Source organism: Mycobacterium sp. IDUB_21 (assembly GCF_055419425.1).
Genome location: NZ_JBVAXQ010000020.1, coordinates 47,618 through 63,069 on the forward strand (window position 1 = coordinate 47,618; position 15,452 = coordinate 63,069).

Sequence of the window (15,452 nt, forward strand, 5' to 3'; positions counted from 1 at the left end):
GTGGCGGACATCCGAAGAAGTCTAACGGGTGACCGCCGCCCATACCTGCTACATGAAGCAGTCGCCGGGGATGCCGAGCGCCATAAGATCGCAGCTATGAGTCTCAAACGACGCATGCCCTTCCTGCGGTGGTCGTTCCTGCGGATGGCTACCGGCGCCCGCAACATCACCACGACCGGCCAGATCGGCGACGGCCGCGAAGCCGCCGCCGTCGACTACGTACTGGCCAACGCCCGGGCCGGCGACATCGACGACGTGTTGGCCCGCATCGACGAGTTCGCCTACGAGAAGTCGCTGCTGATCAACATCGGCGACGAGAAGGGCGCGCTGCTCGACGCCGCGGTGCAACGGGTCAACCCGGCGCTGGCCCTGGAACTGGGCACCTACTGCGGTTACAGCGCGCTGCGCATCGCCCGCGCCGCTCCGGCAGCCCGGATCTATTCGATCGAGCTCGCCGAGGCCAACGCCATCAACGCCCGGCAGATCTGGGCGCACGCCGGGGTGGCCGACCGGGTCACCTGCGTGGTGGGCACCATCGGTGACGGCGGGCGCACGCTGGACGCGCTCACGGCCCGGCACGGCTTCGCCGCCGGCGCGCTGGACTTCTTGTTCCTCGACCACGACAAGGACGCGTACCTGCCCGACCTGCACAGCATCCTGGACCGGGGCTGGCTGCACCCGGGATCGGTCGTGGTCGCCGACAACGTCAAAGTGCCCGGCGCGCCGCGTTACCGCGAGCACATGCGGGCTCTGCAGGGATCGCAGTGGGACACCATCGAGCACAAGACGCATGTGGAGTATCAGAGCCTGCTCCACGACCTGGCGCTGGAGTCGACGTACCTGGGCGGTTGACGCTCGCCGCAAAGGACAGGGTCAGCGGGCGCGGGGGTGGGCGCCGGCCCACACCTCGCGCAGCGCGTTCACCGTGACCAGCGTGTAGATCTGGGTGGTGCTCACCGAGGCGTGGCCGAGCAGCTCCTGCACCACCCGCACGTCGGCGCCGCCGTCGAGCAGGTGGGTCGCGAACGAATGTCGCAGCGTGTGCGGGGACACCTTTGCGGTGATTCCGGCCCGTTCGGCGGCATCGTGCAGCACCTGCCAGGCGCTCTGCCGCGACAACCGCCCCCCGCGGGCGTTGAGGAATACCGCCGCGGTGCCACGGCCGCGGATCGCCAGGCCCGGGCGGCCCCGCACCAGATAGGCGTCCAGCGCCGCCACCGCGGGCCGGCCCACCGGCACCAGCCGCTGCTTGCCGCCCTTGCCGCGCAACAGCACCGACCGGTCACGCACATCGATGTCGTCGAGATCCAGTCCGACGGCTTCGGAGATCCGGGATCCGGTGGAGTACAGCAATTCCAGCAGCGCCCGGTTGCGCAGCATCAACGGACCGTCCGAGGCGCTTTCGCCGCCGGCGCCGGCCAGCAGCGCCGACACCTCGTCGATGGTCAGACTCTTGGGCAGTCGCCGTCCCGGCGTAGGCGGCTTGACGCCGCGCGCCGCGTCCACCGGCGCCATTCCCTCGGCGGCGGCGAACCGGTGCAGGCCCCGCACCGCGATCAGAGCGCGCCCGGCCGAGACCGCCGACAGCGCCGGCACGCCGCTTTCGGGGTCGCCGCGCCGCAGTGCCACCAGGAATTCGGTGACGTCGCTCTCCTGGACACCGGCCAGGTCGTCGACGCCGCGGGCCAGCAGGTGCTCGCTGTAGCGCCGCAGGTCCCGCCGATAGGAGCTCAACGTATTGGCCGCCACCCCGCGCTCGATCGTCAGATGATCCAGGTAGCCCTGCAGTTGCCCGTTGAGCGGACACACCGGCTTGGCCGCCGCGGTCATGACCGGCTCTTCCTGGCGGCGAACGCGGTCGGCCTGTCGACCCAGTCGGCGTCCACCGGACGCGGCGCCCCGAATCCCTGACTGTGCAGATACGCCGCCAGAATCCCGGCCACCGCAATGGCATTGACGATCTCACCGCGAAAGACCATCCTGGCCGCCTCGGCGATCGGGTACCAGGCCAGCGTCAGGTCCGCTTCCTCGTCGTGGGCCTGCGGGCGTTCGACCTCCGAAAGGCCGGTGGCCAGATACACCCGCACCGACTCGTCGGAAAACCCCGGCGTGGAGTCCAGGTCGACCAGCACCTGCCAGGTACTGGCCGTCAAACCCGCCTCCTCGACAAGTTCGCGGCCGGCGGTCAGGTGCGCGGCCTCGCCACCGACGTCGAGCAGTCCGGCGGGCAGCTCCCACAACCGCCGTCCGAACGCGTGGCGGTATTGGTAGATCAGCGGGATCTTGCCGTCCGGGCTCACCGAGTCCATCGCGACGACCCCGACGGCGCCGTAGTGTTCCACCACGTCGCGGGTGGCCGTCTTGCCGCCCGGCATCCGCACCTCGTCGCGGCGCAGCGCGAAGATCTTGCCGCTGTGCAGCAGCTCCGACGAGGTGGTCTCGAAGACGTGTTCAGCCACGGGTGACGTGTTCCGGCCGGGTTTCTTGCCGCGGGTCGGTCAACGGCTGGGCGCTGCCGCCGCGTCCATCTGCTCCGTTCTGGGCGTCATCGTTCTGAGCGCCGACGGGCTCGTAGTGCTCGTGATGGTGCTCGGGGATCTCCACCGGCAGCCGCTCGGCGGCCTTGTAGTCCATTGCCGCACCGACGAACGCCGCGAACAGCGGGTGCGCCCGGGTGGGCCTGCTCTTCAGCTCCGGGTGCGCCTGGGTGCCCACCAGGAACGGGTGCATCTCGCGCGGGTACTCGACGAACTCGACCAGCTTGCCGTCCGGGGACGTGCCGGAGAAACGCAGCCCGCTCTCGGCGATCCGGTCCCGGTAGGCGTTGTTGACCTCGAAGCGATGCCGGTGCCGTTCGGAGACCTCGGTCGCCTGATATGCCTCGGCCACAATCGAATCCGCTTCCAGCACCGCGGGATAGGCGCCCAGGCGCATGGTGCCGCCGAGGTCCGCGGTGCCGGCAACGGCCTCCTGCTGGTCGGCCATGGTCGCGATGACGGGGTCGGGCGTGTCCGGGTCGAACTCCGCCGAGCTGGCTTCGGTGATCCCGGCGGTGCGGGCCGCGTCGATCACGATGCACTGCAGCCCCAGGCACAACCCCAGCACCGGCAGTGCGTGAGTGCGGGCGTACGCGATGGCGCCGATCTTGCCCTCGATGCCCCGGATCCCGAATCCGCCCGGGATCAGCACACCGTGCATCTCCCCCAGCGCGGCGGCCGCCCCGGCGGGGGTGGCGCACTGATCGGAGGTGACCCAGTTGATCTCGACCTTCGCGTAGTGGGTGAACCCGCCGGCCCGCAGCGCCTCGGTCACCGACAGGTAGGCGTCGGACAGGTCGATGTACTTGCCCACCAGCGCAATTCGCACGGTCTCGTGGGGCTCGTGGACCCGGCGCAGCAGCTCATCCCACTCGGTCCAGTCGACGTCCTTGAACGGCAGGTTGAGCCGGCGCACCACGTAGGCGTCGAGTTCTTCGCGGTGCAGCACCTTGGGGATGTCATAGATCGACGCCGCGTCCGGGGTGGAGATCACCCCGTCGACGTCGACGTCGCACATCAGCGCGATCTTGTTCTTCAGCGCTTCGGGCACATCGCGATCGCAGCGCAGGATCAGCGCATCCGGGGTGATACCGATGCTGCGCAGCGCCGCCACCGAGTGCTGGGTCGGCTTGGTCTTGAGCTCACCCGAGGGGGCCAGGTAGGGCACCAGCGACACGTGCAGGAAGAACACGTTGTCCCGGCCGACATCGTGGCGGACCTGGCGGGCGGCTTCCAGGAACGGCTGCGACTCGATGTCGCCGACGGTGCCGCCGATCTCGGTGATGACGACGTCGGGGCGCCGGCCGTCGGTGTCCGGTTCGGACATCGCCAGGATGCGCCGCTTGATCTCGTCGGTGATGTGCGGGATCACCTGCACGGTGTCGCCGAGGTACTCGCCGCGGCGTTCCTTGGCGATGACCGTCGAATACACCTGCCCCGTGGTCACATTCGCCGACCCGGACAGGTCGCGGTCCAGGAACCGCTCGTAGTGGCCGACGTCGAGATCGGTCTCGGCGCCGTCCTCGGTGACGAAGACCTCACCGTGCTGAAACGGATTCATCGTGCCGGGGTCGACGTTGAGGTAAGGGTCCAGCTTCTGCATGGTGACCTGCAGTCCGCGGGCGATCAGCAACTGGCCCAGGCTGCTTGCGGTCAAACCTTTACCCAGTGAGGACGCAACTCCACCGGTGACGAAGAGGTGCTTCGGCTCGGTTTGCGGATGCTTTCGCAGTGGTGGCAAAACCAACCTCCGTGACGACGGCGCAGGAATGAGGGCCTGCCGACCCACGGAAACTCACCCTAACATCGACGGCGCCTCCCGGCCCGGGACACGCCGTCCGGCCGCGGTCACCCTATTGCGCGAGGGTGACCGACCCGGCGCCGTGGCCGATGCCGTACTGGCCCGGGTGCCCGCCCTGGATCAGGCTGCTCACCGCCATGATCGTGGTGATCCGGCCCGACTCGATGTCGACGTCGTCGACCGTGCTGACCGCCGCGGCCACCGCCGCATCGGTGCGGGCCATCGCGACGGCCGCGGTACCCGACGCGCTGCCGTCCCGGCCGGCCAGTACCGCCGCGGAGCCGTGCGGGGCCAGTGCCGCCGCGAACCGCGCGACGCTCAACCCAGCACTGCCGGCATCCTCGGCCAGTGCGCCTCCGGTGATCACCACGGCCGCGTTGGCCGACCCGATTCGCTGTTCGCCGTAGGTGATGAAGCCGGTGTCGCGCAGCGCGGCCAGCACGGTGTCACGCTGGGCGTCGTCAACGGGCGGAACGGCAGGGCTGCGGTTGATCAACAGCGCGATGCCGAGCAGATCGCCGGCCTGGGCGCCCTGATCGATCAGGTTGGTGCTCAGCTGGGCGCCGGCCGGCACGATCCCGGACTCCAGCACGGCGCGCAGCTTCTCTTCGGCGTTGCCCTCGACGAACTGCGGCGTCAACGTCACAGTTCCGGTGACGGTTCCGCCCGCCTGTCCGATGATCCGCGCCACCGCATCGACGTCGTCGTCGGCGGCGTCGGGGGTCCGGAAGATCACCGTGGACTTGCCGTTCAGCGCGTCGCGCACGATCCGGGGCGACATCGCCGCGTCGAAATCGTTTGCGTTGCCGAGTCGTTCGTTCAGCGCGTTCTGCTGGTCGTGCAGCGTGTCGATCTGGGCGCGCAACTCCTGTTTGTCGGACTGCAGGCCGCCCATGAGGGGGCCCGACAGCAGCCCGGACCCGAGAACGACGCCGAACACCAGTGCCAGCAGCACCGCGGTCAGCGACATCGCGTGGTAGCGAGGGGTGATCATCGCGGTGCCCCGATTCTTTTAAGTCACCCAGTGCCGCAGCCACTGCGACAGGTGGTGCCAGTAGTTGCCGAGCCACTCGAGCACCACGCCGTCGGTCTGCGAGACCCACAGCGCGACGATGACCGCCATCAGCATCGTCAGCACCAGCAGTGCGATCGCGCCGGCGGAGATCCGGTTGCGGTACAGCGTCGCGACCGCGCGGGCGTCCACGAGTTTCTCGCCGACCTTGAGCCGGGTCAGGAACATCGACGGATTCGTCAGCTGGCGGGTCCGGTCGAAGAACGTCTCGATGTTGGCCGTGTGCCCGGCCGTCACCAGCAGCGCCGCACCGTGGTGGTCAGCGAGCAGCAACGCCAGGTCCATCGCGGAACCGGCAGCCGGGAACGTCATGGCACCCACGCCGAGGTCCTGGATGCGCTCCAGTCCCGGCGCGTGACCGTCGGCGTCGGCGGGCAGCACCACCTGCGATCCACACCGCAGCACCTCGGCGCTCATCTGGTCGGGGTCGCCGATGATCAGCTGCGGGCGGTATCCGGCTTTGCGCAGCACATCGGCTCCGGCGCCGATACCGATCAGGACGGGCTGGTACTCCTTGATGAACGGCTTGAGGCGCTTCACGTCGTCGGCGGCGTCGGGTTCGTCACCGACCAGCACCACGTGCCGGCGCCGCAGGTCGACGTCGATCTCGGGGATCCCGATCCCGTCGATCAGCAGCGGGCTCTCGCTGCGGATGAACTCGATGGTGTTGCCGGCGAAGGACTCCAGGTGGGCCACCAGCCCGCTCTTGGCCTCGAGCATCAGTTCGGCGATCTCGACGTCGTTGCGTTCGACGCCCCGCGCCAGTCGCCGGTCACCGGCGTAGACGCTGCCGTTGTGCAACCGGACTTTGGCGCCGTCGCGGATCTTCTTGAACACGGTGGCGCCGGCTTCGTCGATCAGCGTGACGCCGTTGGCGACCAGCACCTCGGGCCCGAGGTTGGGGTAGCGGCCGGAGATGGACGCCGAGGCATTGACGACGCCGGCGATCTCGGCTTCCACCAGTGCGTCGGCAGTGATCCGGTCCAGATCGAGAATGTCGAGGACCACGATGTCGCCGGGACCCACCCGCCGCAGCAAACGGTCGATGTCGTGATCGACTCGGGCCGTGCCGACCACACCCGGCCGGGAGGTGTTACGAGACAGCAACGCAGACATCTTCATGGGCGCGATTCTGTCCGGGAAATCCGGGAAACCCGGGAGGCGCGCCGTATCAGCAGCCCCAGAAGTTCATTTACGCCCCATCTGTCACAGGCGCCGGCGGCTCAGCCGTCGGGGTCTGCGCCGCGGTCATCCTGGGCGGCATCGAGCAGTTCCCGCGCGTGTGCTCGGGCGGTGTCGGTCTCGCCGAGCCCGGCCAGCATCCGGGCCAATTCGGCCACCCGGCCGTCGTCGTCGAGACGCCGCACCCCACTGGCGCCTCCGCCTCCGGCGTCGACGGCCAGGTGCGCATCGGCGTAGGCGGCGACCTGTGGCAGGTGCGTCACCACGATGACCTGGTGGGTGCGGGCCAGCCGCGCCAGCCGACGCCCGATCTGCACTGCCGCGCGGCCGCCCACCCCGGCGTCGACCTCGTCGAACACCATCGTGGTGCCGGCCGAGTGCCGCGACGCCGCCGACAGCGACGACGTCGCCAGGACCACCTCCAGGGCCAGCATTACCCGGGACAGCTCACCCCCAGACGCGCTCTTGGCCAGCGGCAGCACGGTCATGCCCCGATGCGCGGCCAGCCCGAACTCGACATCGTCGATGCCGTCGGCTCCGGCGTGCACGGTCGTTCCCGACGGCAACCGCAACGCGGCCGGGTCATCCTCGGCGGCCGGGCTGTGGCTCACGCGCACGGTGAATTCGGCGTTGGCCATCGCCAGCCCGGACAGCTCGGCGCTGACCGCTTTGGCCAGGCCCCGAGCCGCTTTGCCGCGCGCGCCGCTGAGGTCGGTGGCGGTCTTGACCACCTGCTCGGCGAGTTCGTCGACACGATCGGACAGCGCCGCCATGGTTTCTTCGGACACGTCGAGTTGGGCCAGCCGGTCACGGGACTCGGCCGCCCAGGCCAGCACCCCGTCGATGTCGGCAGCGTATTTGCGGGTCAGGGAACGCAATTCGGCCTGCCGCGCCAGCTTGGCGTCCAGCGCGTCGGCCCCGGTGGGCAGCTCATCGAGGTAGCCGCCGAGTTCGCGGGCCACGTCGCCCACCACCGTGAGCGCCTCGCCGAGTTGTTCAGCCAGCGCCTGCAGGGCGGTGTCGTCGGTGGTGGCCAACGCCGTCTTCGCCTGTCCGAGCCGGTCGGTGGCCGAGGTCGGTCCATCGACCGCGGCGAGTGCTGCGGCCTCGTCCTCGAAGCCGCCGGCCAGGGCCGACCGCGCCCCGGAGGCCGCGGCGCGCAGCGCGTCGAGCTCGGAGAGCCGCCGGATCTCGACGGTCAGCGCGTCGTCCTCCCCGGGACGTGGGTCGACCGCATCGACCTCCCGCAGTGCGAAAGTCAGTCGGTCGGCTTCCTGTGCCAGTTCGCGGGCGCTGTTGCGGCGGTCGATGAGTTCACGCCGCGCCGACAGCCAGGCCTCGCGTGCGCTGCGGTAGCGCTCCAGCCGCGCGCCGACCGCGGCGAACCGGTCCAGTGCGCCGCGTTGTTCGTCCGGGCGCATCAACCGCAGTTGGTCGTTCTGGCCGTGCAGGGTCAGCAGCCCACCGGTGAAGCCGCTCAGCGACTTGGCGGGCACCCCGCGACCGCCCAGGTAGGCCCGCGACGGCCCGTCGCGACTGACCGAGCGGGCCGCGATCACGCTGCCGTCCTCGTCGCGCTCGGCGCCGGAGGCCTCCAGGATCTCGTCGATCTGCGCGGCCGAGGCCTGCGCCAGATCTGCTGTGCAGAACCGGCCCTCCACCACTGCGCGGGCTGCGCCGGAGCGCACCCGGGTGGCGTCGGCGCGGGCGCCGCCGAGCAGGTGCAGTCCGGTGACGACCATGGTCTTGCCGGTGCCGGTCTCCCCGGTCAGCACGGTCAGGCCGCGGTCGAATTCGGCGGTTGCCGCGTGAATCGCCCCCAGCGACTCAATGCGGATCTCAGTCAGCACTCGAACGCACCCTGTGGCACCGGCCGCACCGTTATTGTCCGCGCCAGCCGGTAACCGGCAGCCGGAATTTGCGCACCAGCCGGTCGGTGAACGGGGATCGGCCCAGCCGCGCCCACTTGACCGGGGCGACGCCGCGTTGCACCTCGAGCCGGCCGCCGGCCGGCACCAGCATCTTGCGGCGGCCGTCGCAGAACACCAGCGCATTGTGTCCATCGCCCTCGACTTCGATCGCGATGGTCGAGTCGGGGCTGGTCACCATCGGCCGAGCGAACAGGGCGTGGGCGTTGTTGGGCACCACCAGGATGGCGTCCAGGTCGGGCCAGAGCACCGGCCCGCCCGCGGAGAACGCGTAGGCGGTGGATCCAGTCGGAGTCGACACCAGCACCCCGTCGCAGCCGAACGTCGACACCGGCCTGCCGTCCACCTCGACGACGACACCCAGCACGCCCAGCCGCGGGCCCTTCTCCATGCTGGCCTCGTTGAGCGCCCACCCGCGATCGATGATCTCCCCGTCGGCGCGCACCGCGACGTCCAGCGTCATCCGGTCCTCCACCCGGTAGTCGCGGGCGATGATGTGATCCAGCACCCGGTCGATGTGGTCGGCCTCGGCCTCGGCCAGAAAGCCGATCCGCCCGAGGTTGACCCCCAGCACCGGGATGTCGGCGCTGCGGGCCAGTTCGGCGGCCCGCAGGAAGGTGCCGTCGCCGCCGAGCACCAGCACCAGTTCGCAGTCCTCGGCGGCGCGGTTGTCCGGGTCCACCACGTCGATCTCGACGCCGAGTTCGCGGATGTCGTCGGGCGCCAGGTGCAGCGAACCCTTGTCGACGGCTTCGGCGGTCAACACCCGCAGCGTGATGCCGTGGTCGCCCAACACCTTCTCCACGCGGCGGGCGGTGTCGGTGGCCTCTTCACGCCCGGTGTGCACCACCAGCAGAACGGTGCGCTCGCCGTTCCCGATATTCATTGGGGCCCCTTCGCGACGGCATCTTGGACGGCGGCGTGCAGCGCGTCACCGGTCGGCGGTGCGGCGGCGGCGCGCAGATGCAGAAAGTATTCGACGTTGCCGGACGGCCCCGGCAACGGGCTGGCGGTGACTGCGACGGTGCCCCACCCGAGTTCTGCCGCGCGATGCGCCACCGACAGCACCGCATCGGCGCGTAGACCCGGGTCGGACACCACCCCGCCGGCGCCCACCTGTGCTCGTCCCACCTCGAACTGCGGCTTCACCATCGGAACGATATCGGCGTCGGGTGACGCACAGCCAGCCAGCGCGGGCAACACGGTGCCCAGCGAGATGAACGACAGGTCGGCCACGATCACCGCGGCCGGCCCACCGACCGTGTCGGGGGTCAGCCCGCGGACGTTGGTGCGTTCGACGACGACGACGCGCGGGTCGGTGCGCAGCGACCACGCCAACTGCCCGTAGCCGACGTCGACGGCGACCACCCGGGCCGCGCCGCGGTCGAGCAGCACCTCGGTGAATCCACCGGTCGAGGCGCCCGCGTCCAGGCACTGCCGGTCGGCGACGGTGATCCCGAAGGTGTCCAGCGCGCCGATGAGCTTGTGCGCCCCTCGTGACACCCAGGTGCGTTCGCCGTCATCGACGACGGCCAGGGCGGCGGTCACCATCACGGCGGTAGCCGGTTTGACGGCGGGAATGCCGTCGATGGTGACCTTGCCGGCGCCGATCAATTCGGCTGCCTGCTGGCGGGATCGCGCCAGTCCGCGCCGGACCAGTTCGGCGTCAACGCGAGCGCGCCGCGACATGCGTGCCGTCAGCCTTTCTCCACCGACTCCAGCGCCCGCACCAACACCTCGTGGGCTTCTTCGAGCCGCTGCGCCAAGGCGTTGAGATCGCTGTGAGCCGGCAACTCGGCCAGCTCGGCTTCCCCGGGCAGCTGCGCCAGCAAAGCCGCAATGCGTTCCCGGACGTCATCAATCTCACTGTTCATGGGTGCCACCAACGCTAGACGATGTCAATTGGGGTCAGTGCGTGCCCCTCAGGGCCAGGTGCCGAGCAGGGACCAGTCTTGCAGGGCCTGCCCGGCGGTGTCGTCGGCGGACTCCACGGTGAACGGACGCCCGGCCAAGTCGGCGTCGGCCACCGCGCCGGCCAGTCCTCGCACGATCGACAGACCGTCCTCGTCCTCCTCGTTCTCGTCGGGCGGTCCAGCGGCGACGGTGACCGTCGTACCGTCCACGGTGATCTGCCACCGCGGCTGTGGGCCGATCGCCAGCCGGTCGGCGTCGAGCTGCAGGGCCCGCAGATCGTGGCCGATATAGGTCGGCCGCTGCTCGGCGACGGCGCCCACGGCGTCTCGCGCCGAGTTGACGCCGGTAAGCACCATCAGGCTGGGCAACCCGGCGGCGTTGGCGGCGGCGATGTCGGTATCGAGGCGATCACCGACGACCAGCGGGGCGTAGAACTCGCCGCGGGTCAGCGCCTCGGTGAGCAACGCCGGCCCGGGTTTGCCGGCCACCTGGGGTTCGGCGTCGGTCGCGGCCCGCAGCGCGGCCACCATCGACCCGTTGCCGGGCAACAGGCCGCGCTCCGACGGCAGTGTCTTGTCGACGTTGGTGGTCATCCACATCGCGCCGGCCCGGATGGCCAGAGCCGCCTCGGCCAGATCGGCCCAGCCGGTGTCGGTGGACAGGCCCTGCACCACCGCGGCCGGCTCGTCGGCGGCCAGTCGCACCGGCTCCAAACCGGCGGCGGTGATTTCGGCGGCCAGTGATTCGGTGCCCACCACCAGCACCCGTGCGCCGGCCGGAAGTTGGCCGGCCAGAAGGTGCGCGGCGATCTGGGCGCTGGTGGCCACATCCTCGGCCGCGGCGGTGAAGCCCAGCTGAGTCAGATGTTCTGCGACCTCGTCCGCGCCGCGCGAGGAGTTGTTGGTGATGAACAGGCCGCGGCTCTGCACCTGCGCCAGGGTTTCGACGGCGCCGACGGTGGGTTCGCCACCGCGGAACACCGTGCCGTCGAGGTCCAGCAGCAGACAGTCGTATTCGTCTGCCAGGGTCGCTGCGCCGCCCAGACCGGCGATCCGGTCCTCGGCGTCGGTGACCTCCTCGGTGTCGGCGGCCGCGGCCCGCAGAAACCATTCCAGCGCCTCGGACTCGCGGCCCAGCGCCACCAGCGTCTCGGCATGCGCGTAGTGCAGCCGGGCCACTGTCGATCCGGTGCGGTCGGGGTCGGCCGGGGCGCCGGACAGCACCGTCAGCGCCTGCTCCAGCTGGCCCAGGTCGGCGCGGGCGCCGGCGACAACGATCCGCAGCTCGTCGGCTTCATCGCCCTCCAGCTGGGTGGCTTCAGGTCCGGCGGCCAGTTCGATCGCGCGCTGCGGTCGGCCCAGGCCGCGTTCACAGTCGGCGATCAGCGGCAGTAGCGCGGACTTACTGCCCATCCGGCGTGCCGCGCGCAGCTCGGCCAGTGCCTGCGCCCAGTCGCCGCAGTGGTAGGCGGCGATCCCGACCGCTTCGCGGATCGCGGTGATCCGCGTCGAGCGGGACCGGGCCGCCCGGGCGTGCAGCAGTGCGGCCTGCGGGTCCTCGTCGAGCAGCATGCCGGCGGCCACCAGGTGGCAGGCGACGCCGTCGGCGATGGCCTTGCTCAGGGTGCTCAGCTCCCGGCGCACCTCCGGCGCCAGCTGCTTGGGTTCGATCCCGTCGGGAAGCGGCGGATCGTCGTAGCGCACAGCGGATTCCTCGCCCAGTCGCGGCGGCCGCGCGCCGTCGTCGTGGTCGCGCCGGGGCTGCGGCCGACGATCCCGATCCGGTCCCGCTCCTCTTGGTGTCCGGCGCTGTTCGCCGGTGGGCGTACGCCGCTGGTCGCCGGATCCCGGTCTTTGCTGCGGGCCGCGGTGGCCATTTCCTGCTCCGCCGCCCGACTGACGACGTTCGCCACCTGCTCTGTTCTCGACCACTGAAACCTTTCGCCTGAAACCTCGTGTCAGGATACGGCCCGCCACGGATAGTCCCTCGACTGCACCGATCCGCCGAACCCATATCCCAGCCCGGGGTCGGCTGTGCGTTTTCGGCTCACCAATGACAAGGGAAATCCCTGGTACCCCGGGCGGCCGGAGCCGAATAGCGTCACCCCGCGACGAAAGCCTCCGCGAACATCATCCGGCCCGCCCGAGCGGGTACTCGGCCAGGAACCCGAGCATCAGCGGCAGAAACTCCTCGGCCCGCTCCAGCAGGGCGCCGTGGCTGGAACCCGGCCCGGTCAGCAGGTGGAACCGTCCCGCCGGAAGCGAATCCGCGACGACACGCCCCAGGCAGGGCGGCGTGATGAGATCCTGCTCGCCCGCGATCACCAACGCCGGCGCTGTGATCGCACCGAGCCTGGACAGCGTGTCGTGCGCCAAGTCCGCGTCCCACTGCTCGGCGGTCGTCGCCATCTGCCCGTCGGTGCTGGCGAACGCCGGCCCCAACTGGGCCATCTGTTCGGCGAAACCCGCGGAGTTGAGTAGCTCCGGCGAGAAGGCCATACCGAGTGCCGTCAGGGCCGCATCCCGGTCGCCAGTACGCCACGGGTGGGCCAGCGCGGTCATAACCGCCCGCTGGAATCCGTCCGTTCGGGCCCAGGTCGCCGCTAAGACGAGCGAGCCGACACGACCCGGATGGGCCAGGGCGAACTCCTGGGCCACCGCACTTCCCAGCGAGTAGCCGAGTAGGTGAACCCGCTCCAAGCCCAGGGCGTTCAGCAGCTCGTGAAGGTCTTCGGCCAGCGTCGACACCGCCATCGGCCCGCCGCCGCGGGTGGACTCACCCATCCCCCGATGGTCGTAGGTGATCACTCGACAACCGCCCGACAACACCGGCAGAAACGGCGCCCACAACCGTCGGTTGTGAGACGTTCCGCATATCAGTACCAGAGGATCGCCGGCGCCCGTCGTGGCAACCTCCAACTGTGCACCGTGGTTGACCTCAATGGTTTCCGTTTCTTCAACGGCGGTGGCCACGGTCTGCTCCCCCGGTCGCATTCTCCGCTGGCCGGTGGTTCACGGCGCTCGCAAAGCGGACTTGACCGCCGTGAACACCAGCGCTTCGTCGGCAATCGGGTCGTCGCAGAGCCGCTTGGTGTCAGCGGAATAGTCGGGCTCAACCGACCACACGCCAGCTGACGCAGACCCGCCATACGGCATGACCGACGCTCCGCGCTTCGCATAATTCGACTGGAGATTGATGAGCTGTCTCCGCGCCATCGGACGGCCATCGAAGTTGGCCTCCACCATCCCGTAGCCGTGGTCGTCCATGTGGTCGAGCAGACGGATGAGGTGCCGGCAGATCAAGTCCACCCGCAGTGTCCAAGACAGCTGGGCGTAACCGAAGGCGAAAACCAGGTTCGGCACGCCGGACAGCATCGTGGTCTTGTAGACCTGGGTCGCCGGCAGGTCCACCGGCCGCCCGTCGACGCTGAGTGCGATCTTGCCCAGCGGTGTCATGTTGATCCCGGTTGCGGTGACGATGATGTCGGCGGGCAGCTCTGCCCCCGACTTCAGCAGGATCCCGGACTTGGTGAAGCGGTCGATGTGGTCGGTGACCACCGACGCGCGCCCGGCTTTGACAGCTTTGAAGAAATCGCCGCCCATGAAGAACGAACCGCCGGGAATCAGACACAACCGCTCGGTCCACGGTCCGTATCGGGGGGTGAAGTGGGTGGCGATGTCGAAGTCCTTCGGCAGCTGCCAGCGCACCAGGGTGATCAGCACCTTGGCCATCATTTTCGGGAAACGCTGGCAGAGCGCGTAGGTGGTCCGCAGGAACGCGATGTTCTTGCGCCGGATAATCGGGTAGGCACGCTCTCGGCCGAGCACCCGGGTCAGCGCCTGCCCGATCCGGTCGACCTCAGGCCGGGTGAAGTAGTAGCCCGGCGAGCGCTGCAGCATGGTGATGTGGGCGGTCTCCGTCGCCATCGACGGGATCAGCGTTGCCGCCGTCGCGCCGCTGCCGATGACAACCACCTGCTTGTCGGCGTAGTCCAGATCCTCGGGCCAGAGCTGCGGGTGGACGATGGTCCCGCCGAAGTCCGCCTCGCCGGGAAACTCTGGCCGGAACGGGTTTTCGTAGTCGTAGTACCCGCATCCCAGGAACAGCCACCGCGCGGTAATCCGTTCTGTCGCACCACTTGCGGTGTGTTCGGCGGTGATCGTCCAGCGTTGTGATGCCCTGGAGAACTCGGCGCCGCGCACCCGGTAACCGAACCGGATGTGGTCGTCCAGCCCGTTCTCGGTGACGGTCTGCTCCAGGTACTCCACGATGTATTCGCCCTGCGAGATCGTCGTCGCTTTCGTCCACGGTTTGAACCGGTAACCAAACGTGGGCACGTCCGAGTCCGACCTGAGCCCGGGGTATCGGTGAAAGCTCCACGTGCCGCCGATGGAGTCCCGGCCCTCCAGGACGCTGAACGTGGTGCCTGGGCGGTCGGTCTTGAGGTGACAGGCGGCGTCGATACCGGAGATCCCGGCACCGACGATCACCACATCGAGATCGGTGACTGCCGGGCGATCGCCGCTACTCGGCCCGGCCGTGCTTGCGGTCGCCATGTGATGCCTCCAGGGGAGAACTTGTTGCAAGTGTCGGCGGAGCCGTGACTCATCTCATGCTATTGAACATTTCGATCCCCAGCTATGTGTGCGGGTTGCGCTATGTCGTCGACGATGGGTGATGGCGCGACGTCCGCATGGTGGTCCACGGCGGTGATCGCCGGTGCGGGGGTGGGGTTGGTGGCTCCCGCGTCCGCCGAACTGGCCGACGCCTCCTACCAAAAGGGCTCGCTCTACGACGGACGAACACAAACCGTCGTTTTCGCGTCCAGTAGTGCCGGCGGTAAACGCGCAGAGAACTCGGGTTCGATTACTTCCCCGAATGCCATGCGGTCCGGACTTTTGAATGTGGAAACGCCCCCCGATTGCTCGGGGGGCGTTTCGCTATGTTGTGTTCGGCGGTGTCCTACTTTTCCACCCGTGTGGGCAGTATCATCGGCGCTGACAGGCTTAGCTTCCGGG

General features: G+C 69.3%; 13 protein-coding genes and 1 pseudogene. 1 reads left to right on the forward strand and 13 read right to left on the reverse strand.

What is annotated here, in order from left to right:
• Positions 1–96 precede the first annotated feature (96 nt).
• The gene (locus tag ACZYY4_RS22030; RefSeq protein WP_463812180.1) at positions 97–852 is read left to right on the forward strand and encodes an O-methyltransferase; all 756 of its coding nucleotides are present in this window, start codon (positions 97–99) and stop codon (positions 850–852) included.
• Between the two features lie 21 nt (positions 853–873).
• Here the strand turns inward: ACZYY4_RS22030 and xerD are convergent, their stop codons facing one another.
• The 13 genes and pseudogenes from xerD to ACZYY4_RS22095 form a co-directional block, all read right to left on the reverse strand.
• Complete coding sequence (gene xerD, locus ACZYY4_RS22035; protein ID WP_463812181.1) at positions 874–1,830, reverse strand: site-specific tyrosine recombinase XerD; 957 nt, start codon at positions 1,828–1,830, stop codon at positions 874–876.
• The gene (locus ACZYY4_RS22040) at positions 1,827–2,459 is read right to left on the reverse strand and encodes an NUDIX domain-containing protein (protein ID WP_463812182.1); all 633 of its coding nucleotides are present in this window, start codon (positions 2,457–2,459) and stop codon (positions 1,827–1,829) included. The genes xerD and ACZYY4_RS22040 overlap by 4 nt, the downstream gene beginning before the upstream one ends.
• Positions 2,452–4,269: a CTP synthase gene (locus ACZYY4_RS22045; RefSeq protein WP_463812196.1), complete on the reverse strand. Its 1,818-nt coding sequence runs from the start codon at positions 4,267–4,269 to the stop codon at positions 2,452–2,454. The genes ACZYY4_RS22040 and ACZYY4_RS22045 overlap by 8 nt, the downstream gene beginning before the upstream one ends.
• 121 nt (positions 4,270–4,390) lie before the next feature.
• Positions 4,391–5,332, reverse strand: a complete 942-nt coding sequence (locus ACZYY4_RS22050; RefSeq protein ID WP_463812183.1) for a copper transporter — start codon at positions 5,330–5,332, stop codon at positions 4,391–4,393.
• An 18-nt stretch (positions 5,333–5,350) separates the two neighbouring features.
• Positions 5,351–6,532 carry a putative cytokinetic ring protein SteA gene (gene steA / locus ACZYY4_RS22055; protein WP_463812184.1) on the reverse strand — a complete coding sequence of 394 codons (1,182 nt, stop codon included), beginning with the start codon at positions 6,530–6,532 and terminating at the stop codon, positions 5,351–5,353.
• 101 nt (positions 6,533–6,633) lie between these two features.
• Entirely contained in the window at positions 6,634–8,442 is a 1,809-nt protein-coding gene (recN, locus tag ACZYY4_RS22060; protein WP_463812185.1) for a DNA repair protein RecN, read from the reverse strand.
• A gap of 31 nt (positions 8,443–8,473) precedes the next feature.
• Positions 8,474–9,406 (reverse strand): NAD kinase, encoded by a 933-nt coding sequence (locus ACZYY4_RS22065; protein ID WP_463812186.1) that lies wholly within the window; start codon positions 9,404–9,406, stop codon positions 8,474–8,476.
• A complete protein-coding gene (locus ACZYY4_RS22070) occupies positions 9,403–10,209 on the reverse strand; it encodes a TlyA family RNA methyltransferase (protein WP_463812187.1) in 807 nt (268 codons plus the stop codon). The genes ACZYY4_RS22065 and ACZYY4_RS22070 overlap by 4 nt, the downstream gene beginning before the upstream one ends.
• 8 nt (positions 10,210–10,217) lie before the next feature.
• Positions 10,218–10,394, reverse strand: a complete 177-nt coding sequence (locus ACZYY4_RS22075; protein ID WP_463812188.1) for a hypothetical protein — start codon at positions 10,392–10,394, stop codon at positions 10,218–10,220.
• Positions 10,395–10,442: 48 nt separating this feature from the next.
• Positions 10,443–11,477, reverse strand: a complete 1,035-nt coding sequence (locus tag ACZYY4_RS22080; RefSeq protein WP_463812197.1) for an HAD-IIA family hydrolase — start codon at positions 11,475–11,477, stop codon at positions 10,443–10,445.
• Positions 11,472–12,155, reverse strand: a pseudogene (locus ACZYY4_RS22085) (tetratricopeptide repeat protein); the annotation flags it as partial. The gene ACZYY4_RS22080 and the pseudogene ACZYY4_RS22085, both read right to left, overlap by 6 nt.
• A gap of 408 nt (positions 12,156–12,563) precedes the next feature.
• On the reverse strand, positions 12,564–13,427 hold the full coding sequence (locus ACZYY4_RS22090; protein WP_463812189.1) for an alpha/beta fold hydrolase: 864 nt from the start codon (positions 13,425–13,427) through the stop codon (positions 12,564–12,566).
• Positions 13,428–13,445: 18 nt separating this feature from the next.
• Complete coding sequence (locus tag ACZYY4_RS22095) at positions 13,446–14,990, reverse strand: flavin-containing monooxygenase (protein WP_463812190.1); 1,545 nt, start codon at positions 14,988–14,990, stop codon at positions 13,446–13,448.
• Positions 14,991–15,452: the final 462 nt, after the last annotated feature.

Bases quoted from the DNA above. Each gene is read 5' to 3' on its own strand.
- xerD (WP_463812181.1), bottom strand. From the start codon at position 1,830: ATGACCGCGGCGGCCAAGCCGGTGTGTCCGCTCAACGGGCAACTGCAG.
- ACZYY4_RS22030 (WP_463812180.1), top strand. From the start codon at position 97: ATGAGTCTCAAACGACGCATGCCCTTCCTGCGGTGGTCGTTCCTGCGG.
- ACZYY4_RS22090 (WP_463812189.1), bottom strand. From the start codon at position 13,427: ATGCGACCGGGGGAGCAGACCGTGGCCACCGCCGTTGAAGAAACGGAA.
- ACZYY4_RS22065 (WP_463812186.1), bottom strand. From the start codon at position 9,406: ATGAATATCGGGAACGGCGAGCGCACCGTTCTGCTGGTGGTGCACACC.
- ACZYY4_RS22075 (WP_463812188.1), bottom strand. From the start codon at position 10,394: ATGAACAGTGAGATTGATGACGTCCGGGAACGCATTGCGGCTTTGCTG.
- ACZYY4_RS22070 (WP_463812187.1), bottom strand. From the start codon at position 10,209: ATGTCGCGGCGCGCTCGCGTTGACGCCGAACTGGTCCGGCGCGGACTG.
- steA (WP_463812184.1), bottom strand. From the start codon at position 6,532: ATGAAGATGTCTGCGTTGCTGTCTCGTAACACCTCCCGGCCGGGTGTG.
- ACZYY4_RS22095 (WP_463812190.1), bottom strand. From the start codon at position 14,990: ATGGCGACCGCAAGCACGGCCGGGCCGAGTAGCGGCGATCGCCCGGCA.
- ACZYY4_RS22050 (WP_463812183.1), bottom strand. From the start codon at position 5,332: ATGATCACCCCTCGCTACCACGCGATGTCGCTGACCGCGGTGCTGCTG.